The organism is Streptomyces sp. NPDC087859, from assembly GCF_044742595.1.
Classification (GTDB): domain Bacteria; phylum Actinomycetota; class Actinomycetes; order Streptomycetales; family Streptomycetaceae; genus Streptomyces; species Streptomyces canus_F.
Genome location: NZ_JBIUUU010000001.1, coordinates 182,048 through 197,157 on the forward strand (window position 1 = coordinate 182,048; position 15,110 = coordinate 197,157).

Genomic DNA, 15,110 nt, shown 5'->3' on the forward strand with positions numbered 1-15,110 from the left:
GAAGGACGTACCCCCTCGGATGAGGTCGGGGAGCGACGGAGTGGAGCTGGACCGATCGACGGCCGCGATGCACGGGCCGGAGACCGGCCCTCCACTGCTTCTTCCGTGCAGAAACCGCACGGTCGAGCTGGTGCAAAGGGCCTCCCGGGCGAACGGCTCCGGTGCCGTCCGCTGAGATCCGACACCCGTGGTTCGGGTGTCGACCTGCTTGGCTTATGCCCTCGAACATGCGCCGCCATGCCGGTGCGGATGACGGCGCGCTGGTGAACTCCTTGTTACTTCCGCCCCAAACGGGGTAGGCCGGGCGCTTGCCGCGCCTTCTAACCGCCGTAGCGGCGGTGCCGCGCCGCGTAGTCGCGCAGGGCGCGCAGGAAGTCGACCTTGCGGAAGGCCGGCCAGAAGACGTCACAGAAGTAGTACTCGGAGTGGGCCGTCTGCCACAGCATGAATCCGGACAGCCGCTGCTCGCCGCTGGTGCGGATCACCAGGTCGGGGTGGGGCTGGTCGCCGGTGTAGAGGTGACGGCCGATCGCGTCGATGGTGACGGACTCGGCGAGGTCCTCGAGCGAGGTCCCCTTGTCGGCGGCGTCGAGCATCATCGACCGCATGGCGTCCACGATCTCCTGGCGACCGCCGTAGCCGATGGCGAGGTTGACGAGTATCCCGTCGACGTGCGCCGTCGCCTCCGCCGCCTCCTTCAGCGCCAGCTGCATCTGGGAGGGCAGCAGGTCGGGGGTGCCGACGTGGTGGACCCGCCAGCGGCCGTCCGCGGCAAGGGTGCGCACGACGTCCTCGATGATGCCCAGCAGCGGGCCGAGTTCGTCCTGGGGCCGGTCGAAGTTGTCCGTCGACAGCAGCCAGAGGGTGACGACCTCGACATCGGTCTCGGAGCACCAGCCGAGGAACTCCTCGATTTTCTCGGCTCCAGCGCGGTGACCGTGCACGGTGGTGGAGCCGGCGGCCTTCGCCCAGCGGCGGTTGCCATCCATGATGACGCCGATGTGCTTGGGCACCTGAGCGTGGTCCAGGTGGCCTTCCACCCGGCGCGCGTACAGCCTGACCAGCAGGCCGCGCAGCTTGTCGCGCAGGTTCACGTTCTTGTCAGCCCCTCCGTACGGCGGTCCCCGCGGGCGGAAGCCTACCGCTGTGGTGGAGGAAGACTTGAGCGCGGGTCGAGTTGCCGGTCACGCCGACACTGCGGAGCCGCACATCGACACACAAAAAACGGGCCGGTCCGTGGGGGGGAGACGGACCGGCCCGAGGGGGGGTTTCCACCATAACCCTTCGTAAGTGATGCTGCGTGCATCGGCGTGCCACAACTACTCTCCGGAGTCGGGCGGCGACGGGCCGATGGCCTGGAAGGGCCGCACTCACGGAGGATTCATGGCCGAATCGCAGCGGATTCCCAGGGCAATCGGGTGAGTTCCGCGGAGATCCGGAGGCTTTGGGGCGACTTGCCGGATGCACGGCGACTTGTTCTCGCATCCCCCAGGTGGGTGACCCGGCCGCGAACCTCCCCTTGACGCCGGGCGCCGATCCCGCGAGGAGGCCGGTGAGCTGCGAAGGCAGCGCACCGCGCAGCCCCCTCCGCCGCGCGGTGCCGCCCGCGCAGCTTTGCTCACGCGAATTACCTTGCTCCGAAGTTACGTGAGATCAAGGTAAGAAGCGAGTTGACGGTGATAACGATGTGGAAACCTCGTGAATCCCATGGATACGAAGGGGGAATGAGGCGCGGATGCGGCGATTGCCCGATTTGCCCAATGGAAATGACTACAGCTCCTCGCGCATCTCCATAGAGGACAGGAAGTGACCTCATTCGGGCTTAGCGTCGCCTCATGACGGTGAGGATCACATGGACCCAGGCGAGCGCACGCCGACTCGAACGGCAGTTCCTGGCCACTTCCGCGAAGCCGGGCGTCCCGGTCGCCGATGTGGTCGCCACGATGCTCGGGGCGCATGCGCAGGTGCTGTCCGCGGCCGAGTTGTCGGTCGGGGTGCGGACCGAGGGGACGACACGGTCGCACGTGCGCGAGGCGCTCTGGGAGGACCGGTCACTGGTGAAGACGCACGGCCCGCGCGGAACCGTACATCTGCTTCCCACGGCCGAACTCCCGCTGTGGTGCGCCGCGTTGCCGGCCGTCCCGGCCGGGTCGGGGTTCGCGGCGGACGTACGGGTCACCGAGGAGCAGGCCGGGCAGATCGTGGCGGCGATCGGGGACGCCCTGGACGGGGTGTGCCTGACCGTGGACGAGCTGAGCGAGGAGGTCGTGGCGCGCACCGGCGCCTGGGCCGGTGACCTGGTGATGCCCGCCTTCCAGACCCTGTGGCCCCGCTGGCGGCAGGTACTGCACCGGGCGGGCTGGTCCGGTGCGCTGTGCTTCGGCCCCAACCGGGGCCGCAAGGTGACGTACACCCGCCCACCGCACTTCGACCCGCTCCCGGCGGAAGACGCCGTACGGACTCTCGTACGCCGCTATCTGCACGCCTACGGGCCCGGGACCCCGGCGTGGTTCGCCAAGTGGCTCGCGGCGCCCGGCGGTTGGTCGAGCGCGGTGTTCGGGCGGATGGCGGAGGCCGGGGAGATCGAGGAGGTGGACTTCGAGGGGGCGGCGGCCTGGGTGGTGGCGGGCGACACGGAGTTCCCCGGGGACGGGGGCCGGGACCGGGTACGGGGTGTGCGGCTGCTGCCGTACTTCGACGCGTACGGCATCGCCGCCCAGCCTCGTGAGTTGCTGTTCCCCGGTGCCGCGTACCGGCGGGCGCTGGCGGGCGGCCAGGCCGGCAACTTTCCGCTGCTGCTGGTCGACGGTGTGGTGGCCGGGGTCTGGCATCAGCGGCGCCGGGGCCGTCGGACGACCGTCACGGTGGAGCCGCTGCGGCCGCTCACGGCGTGGCAGGAGCGGGAGTTGGGAGAGCGGGTGGAGCGGGTGGGTGAAGTACTGGAGGCGGAGGCGGAGTTGGTGGTCGGGGAGGTGACGGTCGGGCCTCATGCGTGAGGCGCGGGTTTCCGGACGTCGAAAAGATGGCGGGTGCTGTGGGCGACGAACGGGCCCTCGGACTCGATCCGCTCGTGCAGGGCGCGGAGTTGGGGCTGGTACGTCTCGACGGTGAAGCCCGGCACCATCCACACCACCTTGCGCAGGAAGTGGACCACGGCACCGATGTCGTGGAACTCGACCCGCAGCCGCTCCGCACGCAGATCGACGACCTCCAGCCCGGCGGCCTCGGCGCCGGCGCGTTCGCGGTCGGGGTGCCGATCCGCGCTCTGTTCGGCGGGGAGGGGCCCGAGGAAGTGCTCGACGAGCTCGAAGACGCTGCGCGGGCCCACGTGCTGGGCGAAGTAGGTGCCGCCCGGCTGGAGCACGCGCGCGATCTCCGGCCAGTCGGGGGCGACGGGGTGGCGGCTGGTGACGAGGTCGAAGGCCGCGTCCGCGAAGGGCAGCGGGGCGTCCTCGGGCGAGGCGACGACGGCGACGCCGCGGCGGCGGAGCAGCGCGGTGGCCTTGGCCACGTTGGGCGGCCAGCCCTCGGTGGCGACGACGAGGGTGGGCACCTTCGAGCCCTCCGCCGCCTTGCCGAGCGCGAAGTCCAGGACCTCCCCTCCCCCGGTCTGGACGTCCAGCGCGGCGGTGGCCCGGGAGAGCCGCCCGGCCTTGGCCACGGCGTATCCCCACGAGGGCCGCTCCTCGCTGGCCCGCCCCTCGAACCAGGAGAAGTCCCAGCCTTCGGTGGGCACGGAGGCACCTTCGGCAACGAGGGCTTCGTAGCTGCGGTGGGGGTGGTCGATCGGCATGGGGTGATCGTCGCAGGGCCGGGCCGGGGGACGCCGCTGGTTTTTTCATGGGCGGACCGCCGGACGGCCCCCGCTCGCGCCCGGACTGTCACGAGACCAACGGCGCGGCCGGACCACTGGAAGGACCGCCCTCACGCCCGGACTGTCAGGACACCAACGGCCGGACTTCCTCCGCGACGAACCGCACGAAGCCCTCCGGGTCCGGCTCGTCTCCCGTCGGTTGCAGGATCACCGTGTCCGCCCCGGCCTCCGCGAGCCGCTCCACGGCCTTGGCGACGGCACCCGCGTCTCCGGCGACACCGAGGTCCGGAACATCGGCGAGTCCCTCGTCGGCCAGCTCGGCCCGGAGACGGGCGGCGGCGTCGACTCCGGTGGCGGCGAGGAGGTAGACGACGACCTGGTGCGGATCGGTACGGCCGGCCGACTCCCGCCCCTCGTCGACGAGTCGCCGAGCCCGTCGTACGCCGTCGGCCGGGGTGCCCGCGGTGAGAATGGTCCCGTCCGCCGCCTCCCCCGCCAGCCGCAGCGAACGCGGCCCGGTCGCCCCCGCGAACACGGGCACCGCCTCGGCCGGCGGCCAGTCGAGCGCGACGTCGTCGAGACGGACGTACCGCCCCTCGACGCTCACCCTCTCCCCCCGCAGCAGCGCCCGCAGCGCGTCGAGGTACTCCCGCAGGAGAGTCACCGGCGACTCGACCCGCGCCCCGACCTGCCCCATCCAGTCCTGCACACCGTGCCCGACCCCGACGATCGCCCGGCCCGGAAACATCCGGTGCAGCGAGGCGACCTCCATCGCGGTGATGGCGACGTTCCGCAACGGCACAGGCAACAGACCGACCCCGATCCGCACCCGCTCACTCCACGCCAGCGCGGCAGCGGCCGTCGAGACACCTCCCTCTCGGAAACAGTCCTCCCAGAGCCAGAGCTGCTCGAGGCCGGCGTCGTCGGCGAGGCGGGCGATGTCGCGGAGTCGCTCGGGGGGTAGTTGGGGGCGGAAGACGGCGCCGAGTTGGGTCATGGGGGCCTTACTACCCAAGCGGGCAGCGGCGGACAACCTGTTTACGGGGGGCCGTTGACCTGCTCCGCCGCGGCGCCGTCCGGGGGGGGCGTGTGGCGGGTAAGCCGGAACGGGCGGGCGGAGTTGGCGATCGGAGAAGTGACGGTCGGGCGTCACACGTGCGAGGGGATGCGGAGTTCGCTCGGTTGACTTGGCCGACCGGGTGGGTGGGGTCAGCATTTTGGCCAGCGGCCTTCGAGGAGACGGCAAGTGCTGTGACGACCCGACGCGTTGGGCGCGGGGGCGTTCCGCCTGGAAAAGCAGCGCCGTGGCTTCCGGCGTGGTGCCTCGCCGGACGCCACGACACCACGCCGCGCGGCCGGAGCGGCGTGGTGGCCTCGGCCACGTCTGGGTGACCGTCCCCAGCAAACCGAGCTTCACCGGCACGGCAGGGATGGGGGAAGATGCGGCCGCAAACATGGCCGCTCACGATCATCGATCCCGGAGCGGATGGACGTGTGCGCTGACTGTGCCGACGGGTTGAGCCCACCGGGAGTGTGCTGACCACGTAAGTGCAAACGGAGAGGCCGATGGGGGAGCACGACCGCCTGGTAGTCGACTACACACTCCTGGCGTCTTCGAAGACGAATCTGAGGGATATCAAGAAAGCCCTCGACGGCATCGACAAGCACCGCGCCGACATCCATGACATCTGGGGCCACAGCAGTATCGCCGACAAGATGGACGATTTCGTCAGCAACTGGGACAACTATCGGCGTGAACTCCTTGAAAGCGTCCAGGACTTGGGCAAGCAAGTAGAGACCTCGCTCAAGAGCTTCGAGAAGCTGGATCTCGATCTCAAGAACGCGAGCGAGAAGAAGCACGGGAAAGACGGGGGCAATTGACCGATGGGTACGGGCAAGGGCAGGCGCCGGCCGCTCGACTGGCATCCGCTGGCGGAGAAGGACCCGATTCCCGGCGACCCGGAGGACATCCGCGACGAGGTCGGCAGAATGAAGAACCTCGCCTCAACCCTCCGCGACCAGGCCCGCATCCTTCGCAAGGCCGCCGACGGCGAAGCGCTGAAAGGCAAGTACGCCGACAAGATCCGCGACAAGTCCGGCGACCTCGAAAAGCACTTTCGCGAGACGGCGGGCCGCTACGAACGTGTGGTCGGCGACCTCGGCCATTGGGCCAATGAGCTGGAGGACTTCCAGGAACGGGCCGACGGCGTCCTCCGAGCCGCGAAGCGGGCGGATGAGGAACACGCTGCCGAGGTGAAGAAGAAGGAAGCCGAGGCCAAGGATGACAGCAAGGTCGGCAAGGACGGCGGCAGGAAGTCGTCAGAGGAGTCCGACCCCAACAGCCACTTGGCGGCGTACCACAAGCAGCTCAACCAGATCGTCTCCGAGCGCGACTCCCGCGCCCAGCACTACGCCGACAATATCGGCGACGACATCTCGGACATCATCAAGGACAGCACTTGGGAGAACTTCAAGGACGGGGTGCACGAGCACGCGGACACCATCAAATCCGTCATCGAAGTCCTGAGTTGGGCCGCGACCGCCATCGGGATCATCGCCCTCCTCTTCACTCCGGTCGGATGGCTGGCGACCCTCATCACGGTGACCGCCATCAGTCTCACGGCGCTCGTCGGCATCGGGCACACGCTGCTGGCGCTTTCCGGAGACGGGAACTGGGCGGATGTCGCCATGGACGTTTTCGCGCTGGCGACGCTGGGATTCGGCAGCGTCGCGATGAAGGGCGTGAAGGCCGCGACAACAGCGCTCAAGAACGCCAGCAGGGTGGAACGGTTCCAGCGGTACGCGAATCTGCGCAAGCTGCTCAACAAGAATCTCTCGCGGTACGGTCCCGACTCGGTCCGGGGCTCGAAAGCGGAACGGGCGCTGCGGTCCTTGCGACAGATCGGGGCGCGGGAGACACGTCCTGTGGTGACCCGGGTGGAGCGGTTGTTGGGGGGCGACGGGGAGGTCATCAGCGCGAGTAAGTTTGCCAAGGCGATGCGGGCTGAGTTTGGCGGTAATCCCGAGGTGGTCAGGGCCGCTGACGCATTGGGAAAGGCCGTGCGGAAATTCCGATCGAATTACCTGGCAGCCAGCGTCGTAGACCTCGGAGATAAGGCCGGGGAAAAGAGCCCTTACGCGAACCAGTACGGTGATGCCAAGGATGTCCTGACGCGTGAAGTCGGAAGTCGCTGGTGAAGAACCCTGCACTGGGTTCGACCGAAAGCAATCAGTCACATTGAATTCGCAGCCAAGTTTTCTGGAGTGGGAGATAGTGGCAACAGTCCCAGCGAAAAGCCCAGAAGAGGCTCGGGCCATGAAATACCTTGCCGTATTCACTTTGACGCCGATCTTCTGCTTCGCCTTCCAAGATCTCGGAAGAAAATATGGAGGAATTGACTGGCTCACCTACGGATACGCGGCTTGGCCTATGATGATTGGGCCTGTCCTGATGCTGCTCCTGTTCATCAAGCACCGAGAGCTGATCCGTGACCAACAGAGGGGTGCCAATTTCTCCCAGGTGGTCAAGATGGTTTCCTTTCTTTTCCTGATCCCGAACGTATTCGCGGCCCTCGGCTACAGCTGGCTGGCCTGGATTTCGGTGCTCTCCATCCTGACGATCCTCGTGGCCGACCGTCAGCTCAAGAAGCAGGCCCGCGTGTGAGCGCCTCCGGTCTGGAGCAACACCCGTCCCCCGTCAAGGTGAATGTTCCCCGCCGCTACGAGCTCGTCCTGCCGCCCGGCTGGGTCCGTATCCCCCTGCGCGAGGGGATGAAGGAAGCGCTCGAGAGGATCCTCTTCTCGCATATGGAGCAAGTCTCTGAGGGCATCCCGCGGGACGACGCGATGCGGTTCCGGTTGGAGATGCGTCGCCAGTTGGAGAAGCAAGCCCGTGCGGCCAGAAGGAACGGTGGCCTCGACCTCTACCTTCCGGTCCTGCCGCGCGGGGGCATCTTCCTGATGGCTTCGTTCATCGTTGCCGAGCTGCCGATCGGCCGAGACCGTACGGTTCCCCCACAGGCGGTGCTCGCACAACTGGCCGACGAGAAGGTGCCCGGCGGAACGGCGGCAACGGTCGACGTGGCCGGGGCGCCCGCACTCCGCCGTGCCTACCGCTGCACCCCTGATGAGGAGGAGCTGCCGACACGTCGGGTCGACTATGTGATCCCCGTGGCGGACGACTCCGGTCGCTGGATCAGCGTCAACTTCTCCACCCCGGGTGACGGGGATGTCGACAGTGAATTCACCGACGTGCTGGTCGAGTTGTTCGACGCGGTGGTCGGCACGTTCAAGTGGAGTTACGAGTGAGTTGGCTCAACGTCAAGCACGCCATGGATCTGTCCCCCTGGATCCGCATCCCGCTCATGTGGCCGGAGCCGGGCCTTGAGGACGTCGAGGAGGCACAGACGCCTGAGGCGTGGGCACGTTACTTCGCTGAGGGTCTCTGGGAGGACTTCGCGCCGGAGAAGCCGGAACCGGGCGAAGTCGACCTGCTGACCGACATCCTGTCGATGTACGCCCTCAGGGCACCCGCGGCCTACCCGGACTTCGAGGTCTTCCTCCATCTCCCCCACCCGCGGGAGATCCCGCTTCCCGCGTATGTCGACCTGGTGGAGATCGAGGAGGGCGAGGACCGGGAAACGGCCCTGCGTGAACTGACCCACGCCGATGTGGGCTACACCGTCGAGCCCCCTATCGTCGAGGACTTCCGCTCCCCGCACCTGGGAGCCGGTCTGCGGGTGCTGCGCTACTACCAGGACGAGGACAGCAACGAGGTGCACGTCGGCCTCCGTTACGCCTGGCGCTACGAGATGGGCACGGAAGCCGCGGACGTACTGATCATCCTGGCCGATCCCGACGCCGGCCGGATCCTCAAGGCTCTCGACGATGTCGACGAGTTCGCCCGCACGGTCCGGATCAGCCCGGATGAGGAAGCGGCCACCTGGACGTCCTCATGATCCCGCTCAGGTCGCCACAGCACGTCGGGCGACCACTCTCCCGAGGGGAGTGATCGCCCGAACGCGGGATCTCGCGGTGGTCAGCGGTTGATGGCCTGGATCTCCTGTACGACGACGTCCTGCGTGGCGCCGAAGCTGCCGTCGGGCAGGTCGCCGCCGGCACCGGCGGTGCCGGTCCAGGTGATCTTCCAGGTGACCGTGGCCTGGAGCGGGTACGAGCCGTCGCCCGAGGAGCGCAGGTACTTCACGCCACAGGGCGGCGTCTGGTCGGCCTTGCCCTTCGCGTAGGGCTCACCGATCCGGCCGTTGTTGATCTCGCACACACCGGATGCCGGGTAGGTCACGGCGTCGGCCGTGCCGGGCTTGATCTCGAGGGAGATCGGTTCCGCGGTGGCGGTCGCGGTCAGGCCGATGGCGTCGATGGAGGCCGTGACGGAGACCGGCTTGAACTCGGCGCCGTCGAGCCAGGCCCAGGTCGGGAGGTTGACCTTGGTGTTGTTCGCGGGGGCCAGGGTCACTTCGGTACCGGGGACGCGGATCTCGTTGTAGGCGAGCCCGGCGAGGATCTCCGGAGTGACGGCGTTCGGGATGTTGGCCGGCGGGGCGTCACCCGTGTCCACCCAGAAATAGTCCTCGTCGCAGGCGTCCCAGCCGGGCGGGAAGTCCTTGTTGACGTACGAGCCCCACCAGTAGCCCTTGCCGGACTTGTCCTTGTTGAAGCCCTTCTCTTCATCCTTGGCGTTGTACTTCTCCCGCTGCTCGGCATCCCACTCGTAGCCCGTCGACTCGGCCTCCCAGATCGGCTCCAACTTCTTCTGCAGCTCTTCGGGGGAGTACATGGGGGCGTACCAGCAGGCGGGCGGCGTCCAGGAGGTACTGGACGTCAGGGCGCCGGTGGAGGCGCCGCTGCCATTCTTCGAACGGTCGAATCTGACGGTGCCGACAGTGACGGAGAGATTGCCCTTGTCGTCGGCGTTGGCGTCCTGAGTCGGGTTGCTCGAGTCGAGGGTGCCACCGCCTCCGGTGGGCGAGTCATCGGCGTGGGCCACACCCGGCACCGCGAAGAGCGACAGGCACACACCGACGGCGACCGCGCTCGGTATCTTCTTCATTGCGCGTGTCAGGGCTGGCACTTCGCGCTCCCCCTCTGCGAGACGATCTTCTGGATCGCCCACACCCCCTTGCTGTTCTTCTTCAGAGACGTGTGGTAGATCACGTAACTGTCGGAAGTGACCTTGGTCTTCCTGACCTTGCCGTTCTTGAGGTCCTTCGCGTACGCCTTCCCCTGGTCCTCGCAGTAGCTGAGGGAAGCGGTACCGTCCTTGTCCACGGCCACTTCGGGGTTGTAGAAGCGGTAGGCCCCCGTGATGCCGACCTTGGCGTCCACGTACTCCTTGACGAACTTCTCCACGCCGACGGCGGCTTCGCCCTCGTAGTAGTAGAGGTACGCCTTGTCGAGCGCGTCCTGGTTCACGATGGCCAGGTCCACAGCCTTGATGGACTGCTCCCCGTCGGCCAGGACCGCGTCCTTGTCCTCGTCACCCGTCTTCGGCCAATCGAAGGTGTAGGCCAGATCGGACGGCATCTCGATCTTCGGACGGTCGCTGGAGGTCGACGCACTCGGGCTGGGGGACGACGTCTTGCCTGTGTCGGCTCCCGCGATCTTGTCGTTGTCCTTGTCCTTGGAGCTGTCGTCGCTTCCGCACGCGGACAGCGTCAGGGCCGCGGTGGCGGTCAGGGCTAGCGCTGCGAGCAGCGTGGGGCGGCGGTTCACGGTCGGCTCCCGGTGAGGCGAGGCTTCTCTTGAGCGAAGCAACGCTATCCAGGGGGCAGCGGTGACACCAGGGTTGCCGTTGTCGAGGGGCGGGGTAAATGCGGCCAAATCGGCCTTGCGTGACCCCACTTGAGCCGTAACGGTTGGATAACGCGTGGTGAGCGGGTGGTTCCAGTTATGAACTCGCAAAGCTGACGGGTGGTCGGCGAGGCCTGCTCCTGTTGTCCGGCGGCGATGTGTTCGGTTCGCGGGAGTGGCGGAGGGGCAGGTTGTGGTGGGCGAAGGGGGCGGTTCGGGTATGGGGCGGTTGCGGGACGGGCGGGGGACGCTGGTCGTCCATGGGGAGCCGGCCGGTGTTTCCGTTCCGTTGGAGATCGCCGCGTCCTATCGGGCCCGTAGCAAAGGGCTGTTGGGGCGGGACTCCGTGGACGGGGCGATCCTGCTGTCGCCTGCCAGCGGTGTGCACACCTTTCGTATGCGCATCCCCATCGATGTCGCCTACCTCGATCGCCACCTCGTCGTCACCGCCGTACGCACCATGAAGCCCGGCCGTCTGGGGATGCCCCGGCTCCGTTCGCGGCATGTGCTGGAGGCGGAGGCCGGCGCCATGGCCGGGTGGGGACTGCGGGCCGGGGTACGGGTGGCCGTGACCACCGACGGGTGACACGGGCCGGACCCTGGCCGAGGAGCGCCCATCTGCCCATCACTGGGCCTGGTCGTCTGAGGGTGCCGCGTGCGTGTTCGGGGGCGGTGGGCGTAGCAGGTGCTGACCATTACCAGGTGGCCGCCCGGCGTCAGCCGGCCGCACATGCGGTCCCGCGCCGACTCCACTTCCGCGCGGGACATGATCAGGAACGGGCAGAACGCGCCGCCTGCCGCCCTGCCGGCTTGATCCTCCACGGGGCGCACCTCTCCACGGCGGGCCGCCAGGTACGTCGGCACCCCACGAGACGCGCGTCACATCCAGGGGTGTCACATCTCGGTGGGGTCGTTCCGTCTAGGGGGTGTAGGCATCGACACCAACGCCACAGGAGCTCACCATGGAAGCCCGCCTCGACCTCTTCGGAAACCCGCTCGCCGGCAAGATCATCCGGTACGTCAACTCGGCGGGCAAGGCGGTCGCGGACTCGACCCTGCCGCACTCGACGGCGGAGCTCGTCAAGCTCCGCGCCAGCCAGATCAACGGCTGCGGGTTCTGCACCGACATGCACACCAAGGACGCGGTCGCCGCCGGCGAGACCCACGAACGTCTCCACCTCGTCGCCGCCTGGCGTGAGGCCAAGGTGTTCACCGAGGCCGAGCGTGCCGCGCTGGAACTGGCCGAGGAAGGCACCCGCATCGCCGACGGGGCCGGCGGCGTCAGCGACGAGGTCTGGGCCAACGCCCAGAAGCACTACGACGAGGAGCAGCTGGCCGCGCTGATCGCCACCATCGCCCTCATCAACCTCTACAACCGCTTCAACGTCATCATCCAGCAGCCCGCCGGTGACTACCAGCCCGGCATGTTCGGCTGACCGAACGACGATCGACCGCTCCATCGGCGCCGGGGAGTTCTCCTCCCCGGCGCCTCGTCGTTCAGCTCTCCGTGCGCGGGAAAGAGACCTCGACCCGTCGGTTCTTCTTGCGGCCGGCCTCCGTCGAGTTGTCGGAGATCGGGTACTGCTCGCCGTATCCGCGTACCTCGTACGTGACGTTCGCGTCGTTCAGTTCAGATTCCAGGACGTCCTGTACGGCGTTGGCCCGCTGCTTCGACAGGACGTCGCCGTGGGCGGAGGTGCCCAGGTTGTCCGTGAAGCCGAAGACGCGGATCTTCGTCGCGTTCTGCTTCTTGATCTCATCCGCGATCGCCGCAATACGGGCCTTCGACTGGCCGCTGAGCTTCGCGCTGTCCTTGCCGAACAGGACCTCCGCCTGGAGGGCGAACTTGACGTCGGCGTTCGTGTCTTCACGGCGTTCCTCGCCGGACTGGTCCTCCACGACCTGCTTGATGTCCAGGACCTTGGGTTCGGCGAGAGTGGCGCCCTCGGGGAGCTTGAGGTCCGGGTCGTTGGCGTCCACCTTCACGGGGGCTGCGGCGGTGGCCTCGGTGCCCGGGGGGACGCTGGGGGTTTCGTCGGCCTCAGCTGCCGTCGCGACGAAGAGGTTCGTGGCGAGCATGACCGACGCGGCGGTGAGGGTCAGGGCGAGGCGGGGTGGGGTGAGGGTCATCGGGGCCTCACCCGGAGATGGTGATCGTGGCGGCGGCGAAGGTGGGCAGCTGGAAGGTGACTTCGCCCGCGTCGGTGGGCGGTGCGGGGAACTGCATGAAGACGGGGACGGTGTCACCTGCCTTGATCCTCGGCAGGTCCGTGGTCGTCAGGGGGCGGCCGTCGGTGTCGCGCAGAACGTAGTAGCGCTTCTTGCTGCCGGAATCCACGAGAGTGGCCCCACCGAGCGATGTGCCGTGCCGGATGATCTCAGTCTCGTTACCTCGCGTCTCGACTGGGACACGTGTCGCCTCATCGCCGTCATTCTTGATCTCGCCGCTGACCGTGACGAAGCCACCCGCGTCCCGCGCCGCACTGTCGATCGTGAGGATCAGACCGCTCTCGCCCTTGAGTTCAGCAAGAGGCTCCTCGTCCGTACCCTCCTGAGCACTCGGGTCGGACCCGCCCTTGGAGGTGGAAGCCGATGCCGTTGGCTTCTTGTCGTCGTCGCCTCCGCCGCCGCAGCCTGCCACGCCGACGGCCAGTCCGGCCGCGACGGTCAGTGCGACCATCCCCCTGCGCGCCTTGGCTGTGATCCGAATACTCATGCCTCTTCTTCCTTCATCCCTCGTCGTTCGCCAGTCAGTCGGCCAGATGGACGTCGAAGAGGTCCTCGGGTTCCGGAAGGATGGCGAGATCGTCCGGGTCCAAGTCCCAGTCCCTGTCCTTGCAGGTGAGCTGCGGCAGAACGTCGTCCCCGGCGTCTGCACCAGGGAGCTCGAACGTACAGAGAGGTTCGATCACTGCCCGGGCTGAGGCCCTCGCATACTTGCTCTCCGTGCCAGGAACGATGGAGTCCCCCACCGGTTCGTCCGTCTGCACATCGACGTCGTAGGCCAGAAGCCCCGTCGGCTGGCAAACCTCTACGTGCGCGTCGTTCTGCGCCGCCAGCTCATTGGCCCGACCGCAAGAGGGAGCCAGGCCCGCCACGTTGCCGTCGAAAATGTCCTGCCACTTCGTCGGGTCGAGTACGACCTCCACCCACTTGCCCGCGAGTTGCTCCCTGGTGTCCTGGGCAGCCGCGAGCGCCGCAGCGTCAGCGGCCGTCTGGGCGCCGTTCCGGTTTGCCGCGGCCTGGCCGACCGCAAGATAAGCGAACGCAAGAAAAAGCAGGCCCGCCACCACCATGATGTAGATGGGGAAGGCCTGCCCTGCATCGCCGCACTTGCGGCGGCTGATCAACCGATAACCTCGTCGATCTTGTTCACGATCGCCTCGTAGATCTGCGCACCAATGTCCGTCCCCGTAATCGCCAACACGATCGCCACAACCACCGCGATGATCCCCAGGTACTCGACCGCGGTCTGTCCCTCGTCGTTCCAGTTCCGCATGGCGTTGCCCTCCGTTGTCCGTGGTGTGGGCAACGTACGAGGTGGCGCCCGCCTTCGCGGAGGGTCCCTGGGCCCAACTACGGGCCCAATTCGCCTTCCTCTTCCCCCCAGCCCTCATCTCAGGTCACCCCTAGCCATTTCGCGGCGGCTTCGGCGCGGCTGGTGCTGTGGAGTTTGGCGAAGATGCGGTTGATGTGGTTCTTGACGGTCTTCTCGCTGATGAAGCAGGTGGCGGCGATCTGTTGGTTGTTCATGCCGGATGCGATGAGGTCCATGATCTCCGCCTCCCTTGCACTCAGATGGAACCGCGACTTGTCAGACTGTGCCACAACTGGTTGCAGTTGCGAAAGGTGTTTCGCAGAAATCAATGGGGACTTGGGTTGATGGGGAGCGTGATTGTGTGCAGTCGCACTGCCCTCTTTCGTCTGCCGTAGCCTGGCCACCAGGGCGTCCGCCGCCGTCGGCGTGAAGTGGGCCCGGCCGTTCTTGATGTTCCGCACGGCGTCGACCAGTTGGTCCGCCGTGAACTCGCCGTGGACCAGGTAGCCGCCGGCGCCCAGGCGCAGGGCCTCGTGGACGATCTCCGACTCCCTGCTGTAGGTGAGCATCACCACCGGGGAGATCTGGACCAGGTGCGGGAGGGCCGAGAGGCCGTCGACACCCGGCATGCGGACGTCCAGGAGGATCACGTCGGGGTGGTGGGCCAGTGCCGCCTCGTAGGCCTGGCGGCCGTCCGCGGCTTCCGCGACGACCGTGATGTCCTCGCGGCCGGAGAGGAGGGCGGTGAGGCCCGCGCGGACCACCGGGTTGTCGTCCGCCACCACGACGCGTAGGGCGGTCGTCGGCGCGGGGGGCGGGAAGTCCTCGAACGGGTCGTGGGGCGGTGGCTGCTTCGCGCCGGGGTGGGGAGTCGTCTGGTCCGGCATTCTGCGGCCTCCTCTCGTCGTCTCGCGGTGCGTGGGGGACTGTGCGGCGGCGTCGTGCGGG

General features: G+C 67.5%; 18 protein-coding genes. 8 read left to right on the forward strand and 10 right to left on the reverse strand.

Annotation, left to right across the window (positions count from 1 at the left end; translation table 11 throughout):
• Positions 1-320: 320 nt before the first annotated feature.
• The gene (locus ACIOHP_RS00825) at positions 321-1,094 is read right to left on the reverse strand and encodes an isoprenyl transferase (RefSeq protein ID WP_307026412.1); all 774 of its coding nucleotides are present in this window, start codon (positions 1,092-1,094) and stop codon (positions 321-323) included.
• 741 nt (positions 1,095-1,835) lie between these two features.
• Here ACIOHP_RS00825 and ACIOHP_RS00830 point away from each other — a divergent pair.
• Positions 1,836-2,996 carry a winged helix DNA-binding domain-containing protein gene (locus ACIOHP_RS00830; RefSeq protein WP_401882047.1) on the forward strand — a complete coding sequence of 387 codons (1,161 nt, stop codon included), beginning with the start codon at positions 1,836-1,838 and terminating at the stop codon, positions 2,994-2,996.
• Here ACIOHP_RS00830 and ACIOHP_RS00835 read toward each other — a convergent pair.
• Both ACIOHP_RS00835 and ACIOHP_RS00840 read right to left on the reverse strand, forming a co-directional pair.
• Positions 2,987-3,793: a class I SAM-dependent methyltransferase gene (locus ACIOHP_RS00835; protein ID WP_401882050.1), complete on the reverse strand. Its 807-nt coding sequence runs from the start codon at positions 3,791-3,793 to the stop codon at positions 2,987-2,989. The two genes, ACIOHP_RS00830 and ACIOHP_RS00835, sit on opposite strands and share 10 nt — an antisense overlap.
• Positions 3,794-3,938: 145 nt before the next feature.
• Entirely contained in the window at positions 3,939-4,811 is an 873-nt protein-coding gene (locus ACIOHP_RS00840) for an LLM class flavin-dependent oxidoreductase (protein ID WP_401882053.1), read from the reverse strand.
• 569 nt (positions 4,812-5,380) lie between these two features.
• Here ACIOHP_RS00840 and ACIOHP_RS00845 point away from each other — a divergent pair.
• The 5 genes from ACIOHP_RS00845 to ACIOHP_RS00865 are packed head-to-tail and all read left to right on the forward strand — an operon-like array spanning position 5,381 to position 8,772.
• The gene (locus ACIOHP_RS00845) at positions 5,381-5,695 is read left to right on the forward strand and encodes a hypothetical protein (RefSeq protein ID WP_401882056.1); all 315 of its coding nucleotides are present in this window, start codon (positions 5,381-5,383) and stop codon (positions 5,693-5,695) included.
• A 3-nt stretch (positions 5,696-5,698) separates the two neighbouring features.
• Positions 5,699-7,012: a putative T7SS-secreted protein gene (locus tag ACIOHP_RS00850; protein WP_401882059.1), complete on the forward strand. Its 1,314-nt coding sequence runs from the start codon at positions 5,699-5,701 to the stop codon at positions 7,010-7,012.
• Positions 6,990-7,478, forward strand: a complete 489-nt coding sequence (locus tag ACIOHP_RS00855) for a hypothetical protein (protein ID WP_401882061.1) — start codon at positions 6,990-6,992, stop codon at positions 7,476-7,478. The genes ACIOHP_RS00850 and ACIOHP_RS00855 overlap by 23 nt, the downstream gene beginning before the upstream one ends.
• On the forward strand, positions 7,475-8,122 hold the full coding sequence (locus ACIOHP_RS00860) for a hypothetical protein (RefSeq protein WP_401882063.1): 648 nt from the start codon (positions 7,475-7,477) through the stop codon (positions 8,120-8,122). The genes ACIOHP_RS00855 and ACIOHP_RS00860 overlap by 4 nt, the downstream gene beginning before the upstream one ends.
• A complete protein-coding gene (locus ACIOHP_RS00865) occupies positions 8,119-8,772 on the forward strand; it encodes a hypothetical protein (protein WP_401882066.1) in 654 nt (217 codons plus the stop codon). Before ACIOHP_RS00860 ends, ACIOHP_RS00865 begins: the two co-directional genes overlap by 4 nt.
• An 80-nt stretch (positions 8,773-8,852) precedes the next feature.
• Here ACIOHP_RS00865 and ACIOHP_RS00870 read toward each other — a convergent pair whose 3' ends face one another.
• Positions 8,853-9,884, reverse strand: a complete 1,032-nt coding sequence (locus ACIOHP_RS00870) for a hypothetical protein (protein ID WP_401882069.1) — start codon at positions 9,882-9,884, stop codon at positions 8,853-8,855.
• 8 nt (positions 9,885-9,892) lie between these two features.
• Positions 9,893-10,546: a hypothetical protein gene (locus tag ACIOHP_RS00875; RefSeq protein WP_401882071.1), complete on the reverse strand. Its 654-nt coding sequence runs from the start codon at positions 10,544-10,546 to the stop codon at positions 9,893-9,895.
• Between the two features lie 298 nt (positions 10,547-10,844).
• Between ACIOHP_RS00875 and ACIOHP_RS00880 the strand changes: the two genes are divergently transcribed.
• Together ACIOHP_RS00880 and ACIOHP_RS00885 are read left to right on the forward strand one after the other, a co-directional pair.
• The gene (locus ACIOHP_RS00880; RefSeq protein ID WP_401882074.1) at positions 10,845-11,210 is read left to right on the forward strand and encodes a DUF192 domain-containing protein; all 366 of its coding nucleotides are present in this window, start codon (positions 10,845-10,847) and stop codon (positions 11,208-11,210) included.
• Positions 11,211-11,586: 376 nt separating this feature from the next.
• The gene (locus ACIOHP_RS00885; RefSeq protein ID WP_361548699.1) at positions 11,587-12,060 is read left to right on the forward strand and encodes a carboxymuconolactone decarboxylase family protein; all 474 of its coding nucleotides are present in this window, start codon (positions 11,587-11,589) and stop codon (positions 12,058-12,060) included.
• A 61-nt stretch (positions 12,061-12,121) separates the two neighbouring features.
• Here ACIOHP_RS00885 and ACIOHP_RS00890 read toward each other — a convergent pair whose 3' ends face one another.
• From ACIOHP_RS00890 to ACIOHP_RS00910, 5 genes are all read right to left on the reverse strand, one after another.
• A complete protein-coding gene (locus ACIOHP_RS00890) occupies positions 12,122-12,754 on the reverse strand; it encodes an OmpA family protein (protein ID WP_361548697.1) in 633 nt (210 codons plus the stop codon).
• 7 nt (positions 12,755-12,761) lie between these two features.
• Positions 12,762-13,340 (reverse strand): hypothetical protein, encoded by a 579-nt coding sequence (locus ACIOHP_RS00895; protein ID WP_401882079.1) that lies wholly within the window; start codon positions 13,338-13,340, stop codon positions 12,762-12,764.
• A gap of 34 nt (positions 13,341-13,374) precedes the next feature.
• The gene (locus ACIOHP_RS00900) at positions 13,375-13,974 is read right to left on the reverse strand and encodes a pilus assembly protein TadG-related protein (RefSeq protein ID WP_401882082.1); all 600 of its coding nucleotides are present in this window, start codon (positions 13,972-13,974) and stop codon (positions 13,375-13,377) included.
• Positions 13,971-14,123, reverse strand: coding sequence for a hypothetical protein (locus ACIOHP_RS00905; RefSeq protein WP_365391909.1), 153 nt, complete (start codon positions 14,121-14,123; stop codon positions 13,971-13,973). Before ACIOHP_RS00905 ends, ACIOHP_RS00900 begins: the two co-directional genes overlap by 4 nt.
• Positions 14,124-14,242: 119 nt before the next feature.
• Positions 14,243-15,049 carry a response regulator gene (locus tag ACIOHP_RS00910; protein ID WP_401882085.1) on the reverse strand — a complete coding sequence of 269 codons (807 nt, stop codon included), beginning with the start codon at positions 15,047-15,049 and terminating at the stop codon, positions 14,243-14,245.
• Between the last annotated feature and the right edge of the window lie 61 nt (positions 15,050-15,110).

Excerpts from the sequence above, each read along its gene's own strand:
- ACIOHP_RS00830 (WP_401882047.1), top strand. The coding sequence starts at position 1,836 with ATGACGGTGAGGATCACATGGACCCAGGCGAGCGCACGCCGACTCGAA.
- ACIOHP_RS00835 (WP_401882050.1), bottom strand. The coding sequence starts at position 3,793 with ATGCCGATCGACCACCCCCACCGCAGCTACGAAGCCCTCGTTGCCGAA.
- ACIOHP_RS00840 (WP_401882053.1), bottom strand. The coding sequence starts at position 4,811 with ATGACCCAACTCGGCGCCGTCTTCCGCCCCCAACTACCCCCCGAGCGA.
- ACIOHP_RS00845 (WP_401882056.1), top strand. The coding sequence starts at position 5,381 with ATGGGGGAGCACGACCGCCTGGTAGTCGACTACACACTCCTGGCGTCT.
- ACIOHP_RS00850 (WP_401882059.1), top strand. The coding sequence starts at position 5,699 with ATGGGTACGGGCAAGGGCAGGCGCCGGCCGCTCGACTGGCATCCGCTG.
- ACIOHP_RS00870 (WP_401882069.1), bottom strand. The coding sequence starts at position 9,884 with ATGAAGAAGATACCGAGCGCGGTCGCCGTCGGTGTGTGCCTGTCGCTC.
- ACIOHP_RS00880 (WP_401882074.1), top strand. The coding sequence starts at position 10,845 with ATGGGGCGGTTGCGGGACGGGCGGGGGACGCTGGTCGTCCATGGGGAG.
- ACIOHP_RS00885 (WP_361548699.1), top strand. The coding sequence starts at position 11,587 with ATGGAAGCCCGCCTCGACCTCTTCGGAAACCCGCTCGCCGGCAAGATC.
- ACIOHP_RS00890 (WP_361548697.1), bottom strand. The coding sequence starts at position 12,754 with ATGACCCTCACCCCACCCCGCCTCGCCCTGACCCTCACCGCCGCGTCG.
- ACIOHP_RS00895 (WP_401882079.1), bottom strand. The coding sequence starts at position 13,340 with ATGAGTATTCGGATCACAGCCAAGGCGCGCAGGGGGATGGTCGCACTG.
- ACIOHP_RS00905 (WP_365391909.1), bottom strand. The coding sequence starts at position 14,123 with ATGCGGAACTGGAACGACGAGGGACAGACCGCGGTCGAGTACCTGGGG.
- ACIOHP_RS00910 (WP_401882085.1), bottom strand. The coding sequence starts at position 15,049 with ATGCCGGACCAGACGACTCCCCACCCCGGCGCGAAGCAGCCACCGCCC.